At 50.4% G+C, this 15,390-nt stretch carries 16 protein-coding genes; 6 read left to right on the forward strand and 10 right to left on the reverse strand.

Going from position 1 to position 15,390, the window contains the following annotated elements:
• The first annotated feature begins 11 nt into the window (after positions 1 to 11).
• The gene (locus tag CK797_RS06195; RefSeq protein ID WP_104688893.1) at positions 12 to 1,562 is read left to right on the forward strand and encodes a YfcC family protein; all 1,551 of its coding nucleotides are present in this window, start codon (positions 12 to 14) and stop codon (positions 1,560 to 1,562) included.
• Between the two features lie 60 nt (positions 1,563 to 1,622).
• Here the strand turns inward: CK797_RS06195 and CK797_RS06200 are convergent, their stop codons facing one another.
• The 4 genes from CK797_RS06200 to CK797_RS09255 form a co-directional block, all read right to left on the reverse strand.
• Positions 1,623 to 2,219, reverse strand: coding sequence for a glucosaminidase domain-containing protein (locus CK797_RS06200; RefSeq protein WP_412458023.1), 597 nt, complete (start codon positions 2,217 to 2,219; stop codon positions 1,623 to 1,625).
• A 104-nt stretch (positions 2,220 to 2,323) separates the two neighbouring features.
• Positions 2,324 to 3,103, reverse strand: coding sequence for a putative ABC transporter permease (locus CK797_RS06205; protein WP_104688895.1), 780 nt, complete (start codon positions 3,101 to 3,103; stop codon positions 2,324 to 2,326).
• A 12-nt stretch (positions 3,104 to 3,115) separates the two neighbouring features.
• A complete protein-coding gene (locus CK797_RS06210) occupies positions 3,116 to 4,660 on the reverse strand; it encodes an ABC-F family ATP-binding cassette domain-containing protein (protein ID WP_104688896.1) in 1,545 nt (514 codons plus the stop codon).
• A gap of 239 nt (positions 4,661 to 4,899) precedes the next feature.
• The gene (locus tag CK797_RS09255; RefSeq protein ID WP_412458024.1) at positions 4,900 to 5,085 is read right to left on the reverse strand and encodes a hypothetical protein; all 186 of its coding nucleotides are present in this window, start codon (positions 5,083 to 5,085) and stop codon (positions 4,900 to 4,902) included.
• Between CK797_RS09255 and CK797_RS06215 the strand changes: the two genes are divergently transcribed.
• From CK797_RS06215 to CK797_RS06230, 4 genes are all read left to right on the forward strand, one after another.
• Positions 5,086 to 5,889, forward strand: coding sequence for a C40 family peptidase (locus tag CK797_RS06215; RefSeq protein ID WP_412458025.1), 804 nt, complete (start codon positions 5,086 to 5,088; stop codon positions 5,887 to 5,889).
• A gap of 311 nt (positions 5,890 to 6,200) precedes the next feature.
• Entirely contained in the window at positions 6,201 to 7,190 is a 990-nt protein-coding gene (trpX, locus tag CK797_RS06220; RefSeq protein WP_104688898.1) for a tryptophan ABC transporter substrate-binding protein, read from the forward strand.
• On the forward strand, positions 7,187 to 8,083 hold the full coding sequence (locus tag CK797_RS06225) for an ABC transporter permease (RefSeq protein ID WP_104688899.1): 897 nt from the start codon (positions 7,187 to 7,189) through the stop codon (positions 8,081 to 8,083). The genes trpX and CK797_RS06225 overlap by 4 nt, the downstream gene beginning before the upstream one ends.
• Positions 8,076 to 8,840 carry an ABC transporter ATP-binding protein gene (locus CK797_RS06230; protein WP_104688900.1) on the forward strand — a complete coding sequence of 255 codons (765 nt, stop codon included), beginning with the start codon at positions 8,076 to 8,078 and terminating at the stop codon, positions 8,838 to 8,840. The genes CK797_RS06225 and CK797_RS06230 overlap by 8 nt, the downstream gene beginning before the upstream one ends.
• A 61-nt stretch (positions 8,841 to 8,901) precedes the next feature.
• On the opposite strand, the gene CK797_RS06235 is transcribed toward CK797_RS06230, so the two are convergent.
• Positions 8,902 to 9,171 (reverse strand): hypothetical protein, encoded by a 270-nt coding sequence (locus tag CK797_RS06235; RefSeq protein WP_104688901.1) that lies wholly within the window; start codon positions 9,169 to 9,171, stop codon positions 8,902 to 8,904.
• Positions 9,172 to 9,261: 90 nt separating this feature from the next.
• On the opposite strand from CK797_RS06235, the gene CK797_RS06240 reads away from it, so the two are divergent.
• Positions 9,262 to 9,498 carry a hypothetical protein gene (locus CK797_RS06240; RefSeq protein ID WP_104688902.1) on the forward strand — a complete coding sequence of 79 codons (237 nt, stop codon included), beginning with the start codon at positions 9,262 to 9,264 and terminating at the stop codon, positions 9,496 to 9,498.
• A 232-nt stretch (positions 9,499 to 9,730) separates the two neighbouring features.
• On the opposite strand, the gene ppsA is transcribed toward CK797_RS06240, so the two are convergent.
• The 5 genes from ppsA to CK797_RS06265 form a co-directional block, all read right to left on the reverse strand.
• Positions 9,731 to 12,133 carry a phosphoenolpyruvate synthase gene (gene ppsA / locus CK797_RS06245; protein ID WP_104688903.1) on the reverse strand — a complete coding sequence of 801 codons (2,403 nt, stop codon included), beginning with the start codon at positions 12,131 to 12,133 and terminating at the stop codon, positions 9,731 to 9,733.
• Between the two features lie 180 nt (positions 12,134 to 12,313).
• Positions 12,314 to 12,631: a thioredoxin gene (trxA, locus tag CK797_RS06250; RefSeq protein WP_104688904.1), complete on the reverse strand. Its 318-nt coding sequence runs from the start codon at positions 12,629 to 12,631 to the stop codon at positions 12,314 to 12,316.
• Positions 12,632 to 12,634: 3 nt separating this feature from the next.
• Positions 12,635 to 13,390: a TerC family protein gene (locus CK797_RS06255; protein WP_104688905.1), complete on the reverse strand. Its 756-nt coding sequence runs from the start codon at positions 13,388 to 13,390 to the stop codon at positions 12,635 to 12,637.
• A 33-nt stretch (positions 13,391 to 13,423) separates the two neighbouring features.
• Positions 13,424 to 14,338, reverse strand: a complete 915-nt coding sequence (locus CK797_RS06260) for an RluA family pseudouridine synthase (RefSeq protein ID WP_104688906.1) — start codon at positions 14,336 to 14,338, stop codon at positions 13,424 to 13,426.
• Positions 14,339 to 15,316, reverse strand: a complete 978-nt coding sequence (locus CK797_RS06265; RefSeq protein WP_104688907.1) for a linear amide C-N hydrolase — start codon at positions 15,314 to 15,316, stop codon at positions 14,339 to 14,341.
• Positions 15,317 to 15,390: the final 74 nt, after the last annotated feature.

A 15,390-nucleotide genomic window follows, 5' to 3' on the forward strand; every position in this document is an offset into this window, starting at 1 on the left:
GAGTAACGATTATGGATACAGCAATTGAACACCCAAAAAAGAAATGGAAATTGAAGATGCCCGGGGCCTTCACAATCCTATTCTTTCTGACGGTGATTTCAGTATTTTTAACATGGTTTGTGCCCGCTGGTTCCTATTCCAAATTGACTTATGGTCACAACGAATTGACGGTTACGCAGCCAAGCGGTAAAAAAACAACAATGCCGGCAACCCAGTCCACGCTAAATAAATTAAATGTTCAGATTGATATTGATCAGTTTAAGTCGGGGGCAATCAGCAAGCCGGTTTCTATTCCTAGAACCTATAAGCGCTTAAAGCAGCATCCTGCTGGGTTCTATTCAATTTTTACCAACATGGTCAAAGGAACAATGCAAGCCGTTGACATCATGATATTCATCTTTGTTCTTGGTGGTCTAATCGGGGTTGTTAAGGCCAGTGGAGCTTTCGAATCCGGATTAGAGTCTCTAACAAAGAACACCAAGGGCAAGGAGTTTATTCTAGTCTTCATGGTTGCCGTATTGCTAGCTATCGGAGGAACACTGTGTGGAATCGAGGAGGAGGCCGTCGCCTTCTATCCAATCCTGGCCCCAGTATTCATTGCTATGGGCTATGATTCGATTGTGGTCGTCGGCTCTATCTTCCTGGCATCTTCAATTGGGACAACCTTCTCAATTATCAATCCATTCCAAGTGGTTATCGCCTCTAATGCTGCCGGAACACAATTTACCCAGGGGATGCCGGGGCGGATCATTGGCTTCACGATTGCCGTTATCTGTCTGCTCATATACCTGCACTGGTATGCCCGGAATGTGCAGAAAAATCCCGCATTCTCATATACTTACGACGACAAAGCCAAATTTGATGCAATGTGGTCTATGGATACGACTGAGGAAAAGGACCTTACCTTCACGATGAAGAAGAAACTCATCTTAGTCCTTTTTGCAGCCTCCTTTGTTCTCATGATCTGGGGAGTAATGGCCAAGGGTTGGGGCTTCCCAGAGATGGCCTCATCGTTTTTACTTATTGCCATTATCATCATGTTTCTGACCTGTTTTGGCCATAAGAGCGGTTTGGGGGAATACCAGACAACCGAAGCCTTCTCAAATGGAGCAGCAAGCCTGGTCGGCGTTTCACTGATCATTGGTTTGGCTCGGGGAATCAATAATATCTTAAATGATGGCTACATCTCCGATACCATCCTATATCAATCATCTGAAATGGTTCGGCATATGTCCGGAGCGGTCTTCATCATTATGATGATGCTGATCTTCTTCGTTCTTGGTTTCATGGTACCATCATCATCCGGATTAGCAGTACTTGCTATGCCAATCATGGCCCCATTAGCTGATACTGTTCATATTCCACGCTACATCGTTGTTACCGCCTACCAATTTGGCCAATATGCAATGCTATTCTTAGCACCAACCGGGCTGGTTATGGCCACCCTGCAAATGCTCGACATGAAGTACTCGCACTGGTTCCGTTTCGTCTGGCCAGTCGTCGTCTTCGTGCTTCTCTTCGGTGGTGGAATTTTAGTAACCGAGGTCTTACTCAACCAATAATTTTCCCTCACCAATTAAAAAGGGGACGGTCAACTCAATTGATCGTCCCCTTTTAACATATTATTTATCATACTTATCGAGGTGGAACTTCTGAATAGCGTAGATTAGTTCATTGGCGTAGTTCGGGTCAGTTGCGTAACCATTCTTCTGGAGCTCATAAGCTGCCTGTTGATAGTTTTTAGCCTTTTGAACCCCGCGGAAACGGTCATGATTGTCAGCTGTTCCCCGCACGATCAAGTAAGTATGAGACCTGATCGAATCATCCCAGCTGTCGTAGACCTGAAAGTACTGCTTGACCTGCTTGTTTTTACCGTTGACATTCTCGGTTGTGTACATCTGCACCCGGTCATGCTTAGTGTTCGCCTTAATACCAAAGAGATTATTGTATTTATAGGCCAGCTTGCTCCGGCCCCAGTTTGACTCGGTTCCGGCCTGGGCGATAGTAATGCTGGCTGGAATGTGATATTTTTTCTGCTCCCGCTGGGCCGCCGGGGCTACCTGTTTGATAAACTGGTCCACAGTGATCTTAGATGAGTGGGTCTCCCGGTGGTGCGGGGTCGGCTTATCGTTAAACTCAACGGCTCCCAATACCAGAGCAACAATCAAAACAATGCCGAGCAGTGTCCCGATGATTATTAATAGGCGTTTCTTCATCACGTTCCCTCCTTTGCTCAATTAACCTCCCCAATTATAATAATCCCTTAACGAAAAAGCGAAACTTTCGGATTGAATTCACGAAAGTTTCACTTTTTAAACCTGAACTATTCTTTCTTCAGTAGTTCCTGCTTTAATTCGTTAAAGTGCTTAGCATCCAGTACTTTTAGCTTTGGGAAGCTCTTGACCAGCCGCCGCTCATTCCAGTTCAAGTGGTGAAGGTGGAACTCAGGATGATGCTGCAAGATGTCGGCATGCCAATTTGCCAACCGCTGCGCCAGAGCCGGCCGCTCACCTGGCAGAGCCTTGTCCAGACGCTGCTTAAGCCGCTCTTGGTATTCCACGGCTCGTCGTTCCCATTGTTGGGTAGTCGTGTGGAAATGACGGACGCTAAAGATTGTCAGGATAGTATCAGTTCCCATCACCAAGACGACCAGCAAGGCCAGCATCCCGTGGGTATGGGCCTCCTCCCAGTTGATCACCCGCTGAATCAATGGTTGAATAAAGCGGACCAGGAGTACCACGCCAATTCCCCAGAAAAATGAGATCTGCGGGGCCACCCGTCCCTGAAGATTCCCCCAGAGATGGGAGTAGTCCCAGAGTTTCATGTGAAACACCTTTTCCAGAAAAAGACTGGCCACGTATTCGAAGATTGTGGCCACGATAATCCCAACTAGAAATAACAGAATCAGGTTGTGTTGCACATCATAGGTGGCAATCAGGATGGTGGTTACCGCAAACCCGTAGACCGGGCAGTAGGGGCCAAACAAGAAGCCCCGGTAGGCGAAGTGGTGATCTTTGATAGAACAGTAGCAGGTTTCCCACAACCAGCCAACGACCGAGTAGGTAAAGAACAGGACAATGATTTCAGAAACAGTAAAAGGCATATTTTCCTCCCGTTATGACTTTAGGCTCAGCTTTTCGACATTGAGAATCTTATCCAGCCAGCCAGTGTAGAAGCTCTCCTCATGGCTGACCAGGATCAGGTTCCCAGGAAACTCCTGGAGGGCCTTCTTCAATCCATCCTTGGTCTCGTCATCAAGGTGGTTGGTGGGTTCGTCCATGATCAAGAAGTTGCATGGTGTCAGCTCAAGGATCGCCAGCTTAACCTTGGTCTGTTCACCACCGGAAAGCAGATGAAGCGGCTTCATCGTGTTGGCGGCGTTGATCCCCGCCCGGGCCAGCTTCGTCCGGATTGTCCGTGGCTGCATGGTTGGAAACATGTTCTGAATGGTCTGCAACGGGGTTAGCGACGGGTCGTCCCAGACTAGGTCCTGGTCAAAATAGTTGACCTTAGCTGATGGAGAGAATGTCGCTGTCCCGGATAAGGCAGGAATTTTTTTCAAAATCGACTTGATAAGGGTTGACTTTCCGACCCCGTTGAATCCGGTAAAGAGGAGCTTTTCCCCCATCGTCATTGAGAAAGTTACTGGGGCAAGCAACGGCCGCCCATAACCGACAGACAGATTTTCAACCCGTAGTGCGTTGGCTGAGCCAGTGTTCTCATATGGGAAGTGGAAAGTCGCCTTCAGGTTGTCAGTTGGCGGATCAATCTTCGTCATCCGTGCCAACATCTTCTCACGTGACTTAGCCATCGTCGATTTAGATCCTGCTTTGTTTTTGCGGATGAAGCGTTCGGCCTTCTCAATCACAACCTGTTGCTTCTCATACTCGCGCTCTTGGGCTTCCTTACGCTCTTCCTTCTGCCGCATCGCCTGCTGGAAACTACCGCGGTACTTGGTGATCTTCCCAAACGAGACGTCACAAATCGTGTTGGTAACTTTCTCCAGGAAGTCATAATCGTGTGAGATAATCATGGCCGCACCATCGAAGTCATTGAGGTAGTCGGTTAGCCATTCAATGTGGGCGGTGTCCAGGTAGTTGGTCGGTTCATCAAGCAGGATCACATCGGGATTCTCCAGCAACATTTTGGCCAGGATGATCTTCGAACGCTGGCCCCCACTCATCTCGGAAACAACGTGGTCCTTCCCAATATCGGTCAGACCCAGCCCACTCATCACCCGTTCGATTCGGGTCTCAATCTCGTAAAAGTTATTAGCGTCAAGCTTCTCCTGGATTCGACCAGCCTTTGTCAACAGGCTGTCATCCATCTTGTCCGCATATGCAGCGTAGTACTCGTTCATTTGGTCATTCAGGCGATAAAGCTCTTGAAACGCCGTGTGAAGGAACTGGATCAGCGTCATCCCCGCCGGAATATCAACATACTGGTCTAGGTAGCCAATCTTAACCCCCTTCTGCCACTTGACGCTTCCATCTACCGGCAGGACCTTGCCGATCAGGATCTTGATCAAGGTACTCTTGCCGGCACCGTTTTGACCAACAATCCCCATATGTTCGTGTTTTTCCAATTGAAAGCTGGCGTCCTCGTAGAGCTTCTTGTCGGCATAGCTCATCGTCAGGCCCTCAACATCTAACACTGCCATTATTTTCACCTCATCATAATAAAATAAATAAACTGTGTTCCATAGTATCACAAGCCGCACCACCCCGGCAATTCAAACCTTTTATTACAATTTGCTGACAATTTTTATCGTCATTCTTTTGGAATCTCTTCATACTAATTTCACATTCACCCCATATAGTAAAGATTGTAGTAAATTAAAAATCATCTAATCATTTTTAGGAGTGACTTATTATTAAAAAAGCAATTGTATCCAAGTCATTAATCGCTACCCTGGGGGCCGCTGGAGCCCTGGCCATTGCCACTGGCGCCAACGCTGACACCCAGGTTCAGGTTCAATCTGGAGACACCGTCTGGAACTTTGCCCAACAGTATAACTCTACGGTCGACACTATTGCCCAGCGCAACCAGCTGACCGATCCAAACTACATTCAAGTCGGCCAGCAATTGATCATCCCCGACTCCGCTGTCAGTGCCGCCAGCCAGGCAGCCAGTTCAGCGCCAGTTAATGCTAATGACACAATGACCACAGCCGCGAACGCCAATAGTACGGTGACAAACACCGCAGCTAACGTGGCAGCCAGCTCTGCAGCTTCAAATAGTGCTAACACCCTTACCGGTAACACGGTGACCCTAACCAGTACTAGCACAGCAAACTCAGCCGCCAGTTTGGCTAACACCGACACGGTTTTGAGTACCAGTCAAGCGGCCACCAGCGCCGTTGCTAGTCAGACCGACTACGCAACTAATTCAGCCGCAGCCCTCCAGTCAATGAGCAACTACTCCATCTCATACGGAACAGTTGAGGTAACAGCCGCTAGCTACAACAACAGTACCCAGGCTCAACCAAGCCAGACAGCCTATTCAAGCCAAACAACGACACCTACCCAAACCAGCAGCAACACTTCCAGCGCCGTAGCTACTGCTAAGTCGATGGTTGGTGTGCCGTACGTTTGGGGTGGAAACACGCCAAGCGGCTTTGACTGCTCCGGTCTGGTTCAATACTCCTACAATCTTGGACCAAACTACCGGACAACCTACCAACAGACTAACTTGGGCACTCACAAGTATGATGTCGAAAACGCCCAAAGCGGGGACCTCTACTTCTGGGGAACAGAGAGTGCACCTTACCACGTGGCCATCGCTGAGGGTAATGGAAACTACATTCAGGCCCCAACCCCTGGTCAAAACGTCCAAGAAGGCAATATCCAATACTACCGACCAAACTACTACATCAGCATGAATCAGTAGGATTAGAAAAAATTTAATAAAATCATTGACAGGCTCCGTCGTCCTTGGGTATACTTATTGCAATAAAAGACAAGGAGCAGGTACAATGAACCAAATTCAACTTCACAGCGTTAATACTCGTTGGCAAAGCCGGTAAATCGGGTTGTTTCGGCATCGATGCAACCTGAGAGCAGATTGCATCTGTGCCGGCTGAAGTTGAAATGGCATTCAGTCCGCATGGATCCACATGCGGACTTTTTATTTGGCTTACCAAAGCGAGGGTCCTAATGTGGACACTCGCTTTTTGTTTTGGAAAGGTGTGAAAGTTTAAGATGAAAAGAATGTATACCCTTATTGCAATTATTGTCGCCTTCCTCGGAGTCGCCTTCTTCACTGAGAACAACCAGCTCAGCCGCCAACGGATCCCTAAGATCGGGGTACTGACCCTGATGCACCACCCAGCTCTCGATCAAATCTACAAAGGATACGTCGATGAGCTGGCACGGGAGGGCTACCACAACGGTAAGAATATCAAGATCGAATACCAAAACGCTAATGGTGACCAAAGTAACCTCAAGACGATGGCTGCCAAGCTGGTAGACGACCACGCCAGCGTGATCTTTGGTATCACCACCCCAGCTGCCCAGGCAGTCGCCAACTCCACCAGTCAGACACCGATCGTTCTTGGCGCGGTAACCGATCCTAAGGGAGCCGGATTGGTCAAAAATAACCAGCACCCCGGAGGTAACATCACCGGAGTTTCCGACCAAGCACCGATCAATGAGCAGCTCCGCTTAATCAAGGAGTTCATGCCCCACTTGAAGACGCTCGGGGTAATCTACACCTCCAGTGATTCCTCAGCAGTTGCTGGCTACCACCAGATTCTCCGAGAAAGCAAACGGATGGGAATCGATCTCAAGGCTTACTCCATCGCGAATAGCAACGACCTCAACCAGGTTTCCGAACAGATGCTCAGCCAGGTTGATGCCGTCATTGTCCCAACCGATAACACGATCGCTGGGGCAATGCAGACGCTGGTCAAAAACGCTAACGCAGCTAACAAGCCGGTATTCCCGGCAGCTGGCACAATGGTCAAGCAGGGTGGGGTGGCTACCTACAGTGTCAACCAGTATGATTTGGGGGTTCGCGGTGCCAAGATGACCGTCGCTATCCTGAAGGGGAAGAAGCCAGCCAACATGCCAATTGAATTCGTACGGCACGGGGAGCCGATTCTCAACCTTAAGCAGGCCCGCAAGCTTGGTCTAACCATCCCTAAGCACTTTGAACACGAAGCTAAAACTGAAGGAGTGATCTACAAATGAATCTCATCGTTTCCGCAATCGGTCAGGGGCTCCTCTGGGCACTCCTAGGACTAGGCCTCTACTTGACCTTTCGTATCCTCGATTTCTGTGACATGACCGTTGAAGGAACCTTCCCGCTCGGGGCCGCTACCGCGGTAACCGCAATCACCAATGGGATTGATCCCTTCCTAGCTACCCTGTTAGCCGTGTTGGCTGGGATGGTGGCGGGCCTGATTACCGGTCTTCTCTACACCAAGGGTAAGATTCCAAGCCTGCTAGCCGGTATTTTGACAATGACCGCCATCTACTCCGTTAACCTGCGAATTATGGGCAAGTCCAACATTTCTCTGCTGGGCCAGCCGACCCTTTTCAACGGCGCCCTCCGCAACCTGCCCCAATACTTTGACAGTGTCACCCTCGGTTTCTTGGTCATTGTGGTCGTTACCATTCTGATGGTTCTCTTCTTGGCTACTGACTACGGACAGGCCTTCATTGCTACCGGCGACAACCCGACGATGGCTAAGTCCCTGGGAATCCATACCGACAAGATGGTGATCGTCGGCCTGATGATCTCCAATGGAATGGTCGGTCTCTGTGGCGCCTTGATCGCTCAAAACAATGGTTACGCCGACATTAACATGGGAATTGGAACCATCGTCATTGCCCTGGCCTCAATCATTATCGGTGAAGTAGCCTTTGGTGAGTTAACCCTCAACCAACGGCTGGTTGCCGTGACACTGGGGAGTATCATCTACCGGATCATTCTGCTGGCTGTTCTCCAGCTCGGCTTCTCCGCTAACGACCTCAACCTGATCTCGTCCGTTGTTCTGGCTATTTGCATGATGATTCCGCAGTTTGAGCAACAGCTTAATATCAAGAAGCCAATTTTGAAGGAAGTGCGGCCACATGAATAAGACAATTTTGGAACTTAAAAACGTGCAGACCCTGGTCAACAAAGGTACTACCAACCAAACAATGATCCTAAAGGGGATCAACCTAGCAATCAACGCAGGTGACTTCATCACGATTGTCGGCACGAACGGTGCTGGGAAGTCGACCCTTTTCAACGTCATCGGCGGGAACCTGCGCGCCGATAATGGCCAAATTTTCCATAACGGCCAAGACATCACTCGAACCAGTGAGGAGGACCGGACCGCCTTTCTCGCCCGCGTCTTTCAGGATCCCAAGCTGGGAACCGCCCCTCGGATGACTGTCGCCGAAAATATGCTGCTAGCCACCAAGCGTGGTGAACACCGTCACCTATTTCCCCGTAAGCTTAAACAGAATATGGCCCGCTTCACCGAACTGGCAGCAACCATGAATAATGGTCTGGAAAACCGGATGACCACAGCGACTGGAGCACTCTCCGGTGGACAGCGTCAGGCGCTCAGTTTCCTGATGGCGACCCTGAAACGCCCTGATATACTGTTGCTGGATGAACACACCGCAGCCCTAGACCCCCATACCAGCCTAAGCCTCCTTCACGCCACTAATGAGCGGATCACCAAGGACCACCTGACGGCTCTGATGATCACCCATCACCTTGAAGACGCCCTTACCTATGGAAACCGGCTAATCGTTTTGAAGGATGGTCAGATCAAGGCTGACTTCAAGGGGGAAGCCAAACAGTCTTTAACGACCGACAAGCTTTATCAATATTTTGAAGGCTAATAAAAATGAACGCCAGCATCACGCTAGCGTCCATTTTTATTTCATGAGTTTTGGCTTGTACTTAGGCAGCTTGCCACTTGTCGAGACGGCGAAGGTTCGTCCGGAATCCCTCCGCTGCCCGGTGGATCCATCGACTGAAGAAGTCCTGCCCCAGACTAAGCGGCCGTGACTTCTCCTCGCCATACTCGTTGAGGTAGACATTGCCATACTGATCTAAGTAGCCGAACTTGTGCTGGTCAATCTCAAAAAGATCGGTCGTCTCCCCCGTCTTTTGCGGATCAACCTTCACTTGGTTTTTCTTCATAATCTCAAATAAATCCTTGCTTGTCATTACTTCACCGCTCCCTTCCTGTTTTCATTGTAGTCCGCTACCGGACAAACGTTAAGTTTCGCGGTATGATGAAGGACGAGGTGATACGCGATGAAAACAAATACCTATGATGAACTAATCTCCTGGCTGCACGGCCGCGACTACGACCTGACCACTGCTGGTACTCAGCTACGGCTATCTCGATCCGGCAAGGTCATGGCGGTTGTGACCCCGCCTGACCGCTATCAGGTCCAAGACGTCGATCTGACCTTTAATGAGTGGGTCGAATTCAATAAGTGCCTGCGTAACATCCGCCACTACCTGCTGGCAAATGGCCAGACCGAATGACGATAAAAAGCTGGGCCTTTATCAAGCAACATAGTAAACAAATGGCCTTCATGCCCGGTAAAGCCGAGCTGAGGGCCATTCGTACTTGCAAAAGCATGAAAGCAAGATCATATAAATAACTTCTGTCACGCTGCTTGCCTTTCAAACGTTATATCAAAAATTTGGAGAAATGCTTTACAGCATCAGCGCGGCCTTAATTAGTCGTTCAGGGCGCTGAAAAGCTCCCCTTCTCTTACCACTCGTAATCCGTTGGGTCCTGTAAACCACGGCCAGTTGCCTTGTCCAACATAATCCGCTGTTCAAAATGGGCCACGTTCCGTTTTGTCGCTTTGACCATGTCAGGGTTAACCGAAACATAGTCGATCCCACTCTGGATCAGGAAGTTGGTGAATTCTGGGTATTCGGATGGCGCCTGACCACAGATCGAAACGGTCCGGCCATCACGGTGAGCCACCTTGATTAAGTGGCGAATAGCCCGCTTAACAGCCAAGTTCCGCTCGTCAAAGAGGCTGGCCACCGTGTCGTTGTTCCGGTCACAACCGAGGATCAGCATTGCCAGATCGTTGGAGCCGATCGAATATCCATCAACAAACTCGTTGAACTGGTCAGCAAGGATGATGTTAGACGGGATCTCAGCCATCATGTAAACCTTAAAGTCAGCGCTCCGCACCAGACCTTGGTCTCGAATGATTGCCGTGACCTTTTGAGCCTCGTCAACCGTCCGGACAAACGGGATCATGACGTTGAGGTTCTTCAATCCGAACTCTTCCCGCACCTTCTTGACAGCGGCCAGTTCCAACTTAAAGGCATCAATATACTTTGGATCATAGTAACGGGAAGCCCCCCGCCAGCCAAGCAAGTCGGCAGGTTCATGCGGCTCGTATTTTTCACCACCCTTGAGTTTCCGGTACTCACCCGACTTAAAATCTGATAGCCGAAGAATTACCGGCCGCGGTGCCATCGCCCGGGCAACCTTGCTTACCCCGTCAGCCAGCATGGTGACAACTTTCTCAGGGTGCCCCTGCTCAATCAGGGAAAGCGGGTGTTCATGAATGTAGGTAGTCCAGAGGAACTCTTCTCGCATCAGGCCAATTCCATCGGCGGGGAGACTGGCGTACTTCTCCGCCAGATCCGGGTCACCAAGGTTCATCATGACCCCGGTGGCAGTTGGAGCAAAGGTCTCTGCCGCAACAACCTGGTCACCAGCTGAACTGGTCACAGTCGGCTTCTTGAGAAGAGCATCCACTCTACCTTGGTAGACCACCCCATTCTTAGCATCAACCGTTACCACGTCGCCATTCTTGAAGACGTCAGTTGCAGCCTTGCCCCGACTCTTGGTGCCCACAATACATGGAATCTGCATTTCCCGGGAAACGATCGCTGCATGGCAGGTCATCCCCCCGTTATTAGTAATGATTCCGGCGGCCTTCTTCATTGCTGGCACCCAGTCTGGTGAAGTCATCAAAGTAACCAGAACCTCACCAGCCTTAAACTCGTCAATGTCCTTTGGGCTAGCAATCACATGAACTACCCCGCTGGCCACTCCGGGACTGGCTGGTAATCCTCGAACAGCAACCTTCGCGTCACTCTCTGCAACCACGTTATCATCCCCCGTCGTTTGTGCATGTTTCTCCTTATTGCGCTGTGACCAGACTGTCTCGGGCCGGGCCTGAACGAGCCAAAGCTTATTGGTGTTAGCATCTAGGGCAAACTCCATGTCCATGTAGCAACCATAGTGCTGCTCAATCTGCTTAACATAGCCGGCCAGCTCCAAAACCTGCTCATCGGTTAGAACCGGTTTGTCCGCCAGATCAGCGGGAACTTCTTGCTCCCTGGTCCCGCCATCCGGCAGCCGGACCAGTTCGATCGGCTTGGTCGTGATATTGCGTGTGACAATCTTCATCGACTCCTTGTCAACGACAAAGTGATCCGGAGTCACCTTCCCCAAGACGATATACTCGCCTAGGCCGTAAATAGCGTCGATCACAATCTTGCTATCATCCCCATTGGTCACGTCGACAGAGAACATGATTCCGGAAGCCTTAGAAAAGACCATCATCTGAACAGCCGCTGACAGGGCTACTTTATCATATGGAAAATGCTGCTTGTGTCGGTAATAGGTTGCCCGATCAGTGAAAAGCGAAGCATAACACTGCTGGACACAGCTAACCACGTCATCAACACCGTGAATGTTCAGGTAAGACTCCTGCTGGCCAGCAAAGGAGGCATTGGGCAGGTCTTCGGCCGTGGCTGACGATCGGATCGCCACGAAAGGATTATCCTGCCCCATCCGCTTGGCCAGGTCCAGGTAGGCCTGCTTGATGTCGTTGGCCAGGTCATCGGGCATCTGGACCCCGGTAATCAGGTCCCGAATCTTAGCACAGGCAGTGTGAAGCTCATCAGCGTCCTCATAATCCGTAATTTGTTCTAACAGAGCATTGACCTGATCGTTCACCCCCGTGGATTCCATGAAGTAACGGTAGGCGTGGGCTGTGGTCGCAAAGCCATAGGGTACCGGTACATCCATGGACGAGGTCATCTCCCCCAGTGATGAGGACTTCCCACCCACCAGGTTGACATCCTGACGGTGGAGCTCATCAAACCAGAGAACGTTAGCAGTTTCGCGATTACTCATAATAAGCTACCTCCTCTAGATAATCCTTGCAAGCGTTTCCAACTACACTTATATTTTACCCCATGTTCAGCCCAAATACGGCGATACTATTAATAATTCGTTGCTTCTTATAACACATTTAATTAATTGTCGTTATAAAAAGGCCGACCAGGAAAGCATGATCCTGATCGGCACGGTTAATTATTCAGCGATTTTACGTTCAAAGTAGTGGGCCAGCTTATCTACCGGGTAAACCCCGGTCACCTTTTCCTTGGCCTGGCCGTTACGGAAGAGAACCAGACTTGGTACGCTCATGACGTGGTAACGCTGAGCGATGTCCTGGTTACCGTCCACGTTGAAACGGACAAATTTAATCTGATCATCATAACGTTGTTCGAGTTTCGTCATGATCGGCTCCATCATCTTGCAAGGGCCGCACCAAGGAGCCCAGAAGTCGACGACCGTCAGCGGACCAGCAACCTGTTGGGCAAAATCTACCGCCGTTGCCTCGATTGCCATAGTTTATTCCTCCTTTTGCTTTGTCTTACGCCGGACGAAGTGAATGACGATCGTCAAAACGAAGATAAAAAGCATGAACATTCCAAAGATATCAGCCGGAATTTCAACATCGATTGCCGGAATCGTTAGGAACAGCTTGATGGCGATGATAAAGATCAACACGTAAGCCATCGGTTCCAATTCTGGAATCTTACGCATCAAGCGCATGATAATCTCCGCAATTCCCCGCATACAGGCAATCCCGATCAAGCCACCAATCAGCACAATCACTGGATTGGGCGAAATAGCAAGGGAAGCCAACACGGAATCGACAGAGAAAATGATATCCATAAATTCAATTTGAGCGACAACCGACCAGAAACGCTTCCGCCCAGTCAGGCTGCTGGCCCGATTGCGGACCTTGCGCAGTGGTCGCTTGCCAAAGAACTTGTTGTGGAAGAAACGGTAGACCAGGTAGATCAGGTAAGCGGCCCCAATCACCTTAATCTCCCAAAAATTGATCAAGTAGGTTCCAATCCCAATGATCAAGAAGCGAAAGAGGTACGAACCCCAGATGCCGTAGAATAATGATTCTTCCTGTTCCTTCAGTGTCGGTAGTACTCGTGTTTGGGCAGCCAGTACAACTGCATTGTCAACTGAGAGCAGACATTCGATCATTACCAATGAAAGAATGATCAGCCAGTCCTGGCCGGATGTAATAACCATTGCCCAGTTATGTGGATCAAAGAACGGTCCATATAACTTTTCTAAAAGTGACAATTAGTGTCCCCCTTTGATTAAATTTTTATCTACCTAACTCAACTTGTATTTTACCAGATATTTCTGGAAATAGGTGGGTAATGGCGCCACTATTTCACGTTTTTGCATGGTAAATGGGATTACCAACCTCTGGCGGTCCCCGTGAAGGAGCATCTGCTCAGGGGAATTACGGTTGTAGATCGGGTCACCGACGATCGGGTGTCCACTGTGGGCCAGGTGAACCCGCAGCTGGTGGGTCCGACCCGTCGCCAGACGCAAGCGGACAAGGGAACGCTGGCTGGTGGCGGCCAGGCTCTGGTAATAAGTCAACGTTGGCTGGGCGCACAGGCCATTGACCGCCCGCCACCGGGGATCTACGGGATCACGGCCGATCGGCCAATCCCAGCTGCCTGATCCCGTCAGCCGGCCCTCAACTACCGCCAAATATTCCCGATGGATCTGGCCAGCGGCGATTAGACGGTTAAGAATCGGGACAACGATTGGATTCTTGGCAACAATCAATGCCCCACTAGTTTGAAGATCAAGACGGTGGACCATGTAGGCCCCGTCGTTACTCCCTGCCAGGTAGCCAGCCACGTCATTCATCACCGTACCGGTTTCTCCCGCTACATTAGGGTGACTCTTCTGCCCCCGCGGCTTGTTGACCACCAGGAGATCACGGTTCTCAAACAGAATTGTCAATTGGGGATTAACAGTTGGCTGATAGTCGTTGGCGGCTGGTGTTCGAACCTCATCGCCATTAAAAAGAAGATCAATCCGATCACCAGCGTGGACCAGTTTATTGACCGGCTGATAACGTCCATTGACCAAGACATGCTGACGGCGACGCAGATAGTGAATCAAACGATCCGGCAATAGCCACTGCTGGTGGAGGAGTTCACGTAGCGGCCGACTCGGCTGATCAAGAGACAGAACCTCGGTAAGGTGCCAGCGAACTGCAGCAGTCATCTACTTCACCTCCCGGACGGTCAGCCGGTCGGGTACGTGGTAGACCTTGGGCTTAGTCCACTCAAGCATGTCATCGGTCAGCTGAAGCTTGGTAATATCGCCCCGGTGATAGGATTGAAAGTAGTAGCTGCGACTCTCAGCCACCGTCACGGCCCGGTAAACGGAGTAGGTCCGCTGGTGGCGGCGATTCTGTGGCACGGTTACGCTGTCCAGCAAGTGCCACTCGCTGACCAGCCCAGCGGCTTCATCGGCGGGCACATCGGAACGTTCCTTCAGGTAGGCGGCTCGGATAAAACGAGCACTCGGCGAATAGTAGCCAGGTGGATTGGCCTTTCCCGAAAGGCGGCCAGTCGTCACCCGGGGTGTATTCAGTGGTACTCGACCTGCACGAAAGTCGGCAGTAAAGTCCACATAACGTTCCATCTGAGCCAGCTGACGGGCAAAATCAGGGCTATTAGTCACCACCCCCAGAGGATTCTCAATCACCTTCAACGGCGTCTGACTCGGCTCAATCACCACAACCCGGCCGGTACGGTCAGCCAGGACGAAGTGAAGTTCCGGTTTGCCGTACTTGGTATCACTATTCAATTCACTCATCAGCTCAACGTCATCCAGGTGGTCAGCCAGGTCCTGGATCGACCGGAAGTTCCCCAGGGCCCAAAAGATGAACTCATAAGCGGCCAGCTGGACCTTATCAGCCCGGCGTGCATCCTGGTAATGGACCCCGTTATCAAAGGTCAATTTCTGAGCCATCAACCCATACTCATTGACTCCATCAGAGACATCAATCCGGCTGGCAGACAGACTGCCCCCACCAACCATCGCATACCGGTTCTCGTACACCCGGTGGTCAAAGGCAGTCGCCCACCGGAAGTGCCGAGGGACAAAGAGTGGTGAAACGGCAAGGGTTGGCCAGTCCATCGTTCGTGCCAATAAGTGGGTATGGTCGCCAGTCACCTGGTAGATGCTGGTACACATTGCACATCATTTCCCTTCCTTAATCTTTTCTCTATTCTAAATTATTTCCCGGGGAATACACCAGCATTTTAATC

Source organism: Limosilactobacillus pontis, from assembly GCF_002940945.1.
In the GTDB taxonomy this organism is placed as follows: Bacteria; Bacillota; Bacilli; order Lactobacillales; family Lactobacillaceae; genus Limosilactobacillus; species Limosilactobacillus pontis_A.

Bases quoted from the DNA above. Each gene is read 5' to 3' on its own strand.
- CK797_RS06195 (WP_104688893.1), top strand. From the start codon at position 12: ATGGATACAGCAATTGAACACCCAAAAAAGAAATGGAAATTGAAGATG.
- CK797_RS06205 (WP_104688895.1), bottom strand. From the start codon at position 3,103: ATGCCTTTTACTGTTTCTGAAATCATTGTCCTGTTCTTTACCTACTCG.
- CK797_RS06210 (WP_104688896.1), bottom strand. From the start codon at position 4,660: ATGGCAGTGTTAGATGTTGAGGGCCTGACGATGAGCTATGCCGACAAG.
- trpX (WP_104688898.1), top strand. From the start codon at position 6,201: ATGAAAAGAATGTATACCCTTATTGCAATTATTGTCGCCTTCCTCGGA.
- CK797_RS06225 (WP_104688899.1), top strand. From the start codon at position 7,187: ATGAATCTCATCGTTTCCGCAATCGGTCAGGGGCTCCTCTGGGCACTC.
- CK797_RS06230 (WP_104688900.1), top strand. From the start codon at position 8,076: ATGAATAAGACAATTTTGGAACTTAAAAACGTGCAGACCCTGGTCAAC.
- CK797_RS06235 (WP_104688901.1), bottom strand. From the start codon at position 9,171: ATGACAAGCAAGGATTTATTTGAGATTATGAAGAAAAACCAAGTGAAG.
- CK797_RS06240 (WP_104688902.1), top strand. From the start codon at position 9,262: ATGAAAACAAATACCTATGATGAACTAATCTCCTGGCTGCACGGCCGC.
- ppsA (WP_104688903.1), bottom strand. From the start codon at position 12,133: ATGAGTAATCGCGAAACTGCTAACGTTCTCTGGTTTGATGAGCTCCAC.
- trxA (WP_104688904.1), bottom strand. From the start codon at position 12,631: ATGGCAATCGAGGCAACGGCGGTAGATTTTGCCCAACAGGTTGCTGGT.
- CK797_RS06260 (WP_104688906.1), bottom strand. From the start codon at position 14,338: ATGACTGCTGCAGTTCGCTGGCACCTTACCGAGGTTCTGTCTCTTGAT.
- CK797_RS06265 (WP_104688907.1), bottom strand. From the start codon at position 15,316: ATGTGTACCAGCATCTACCAGGTGACTGGCGACCATACCCACTTATTG.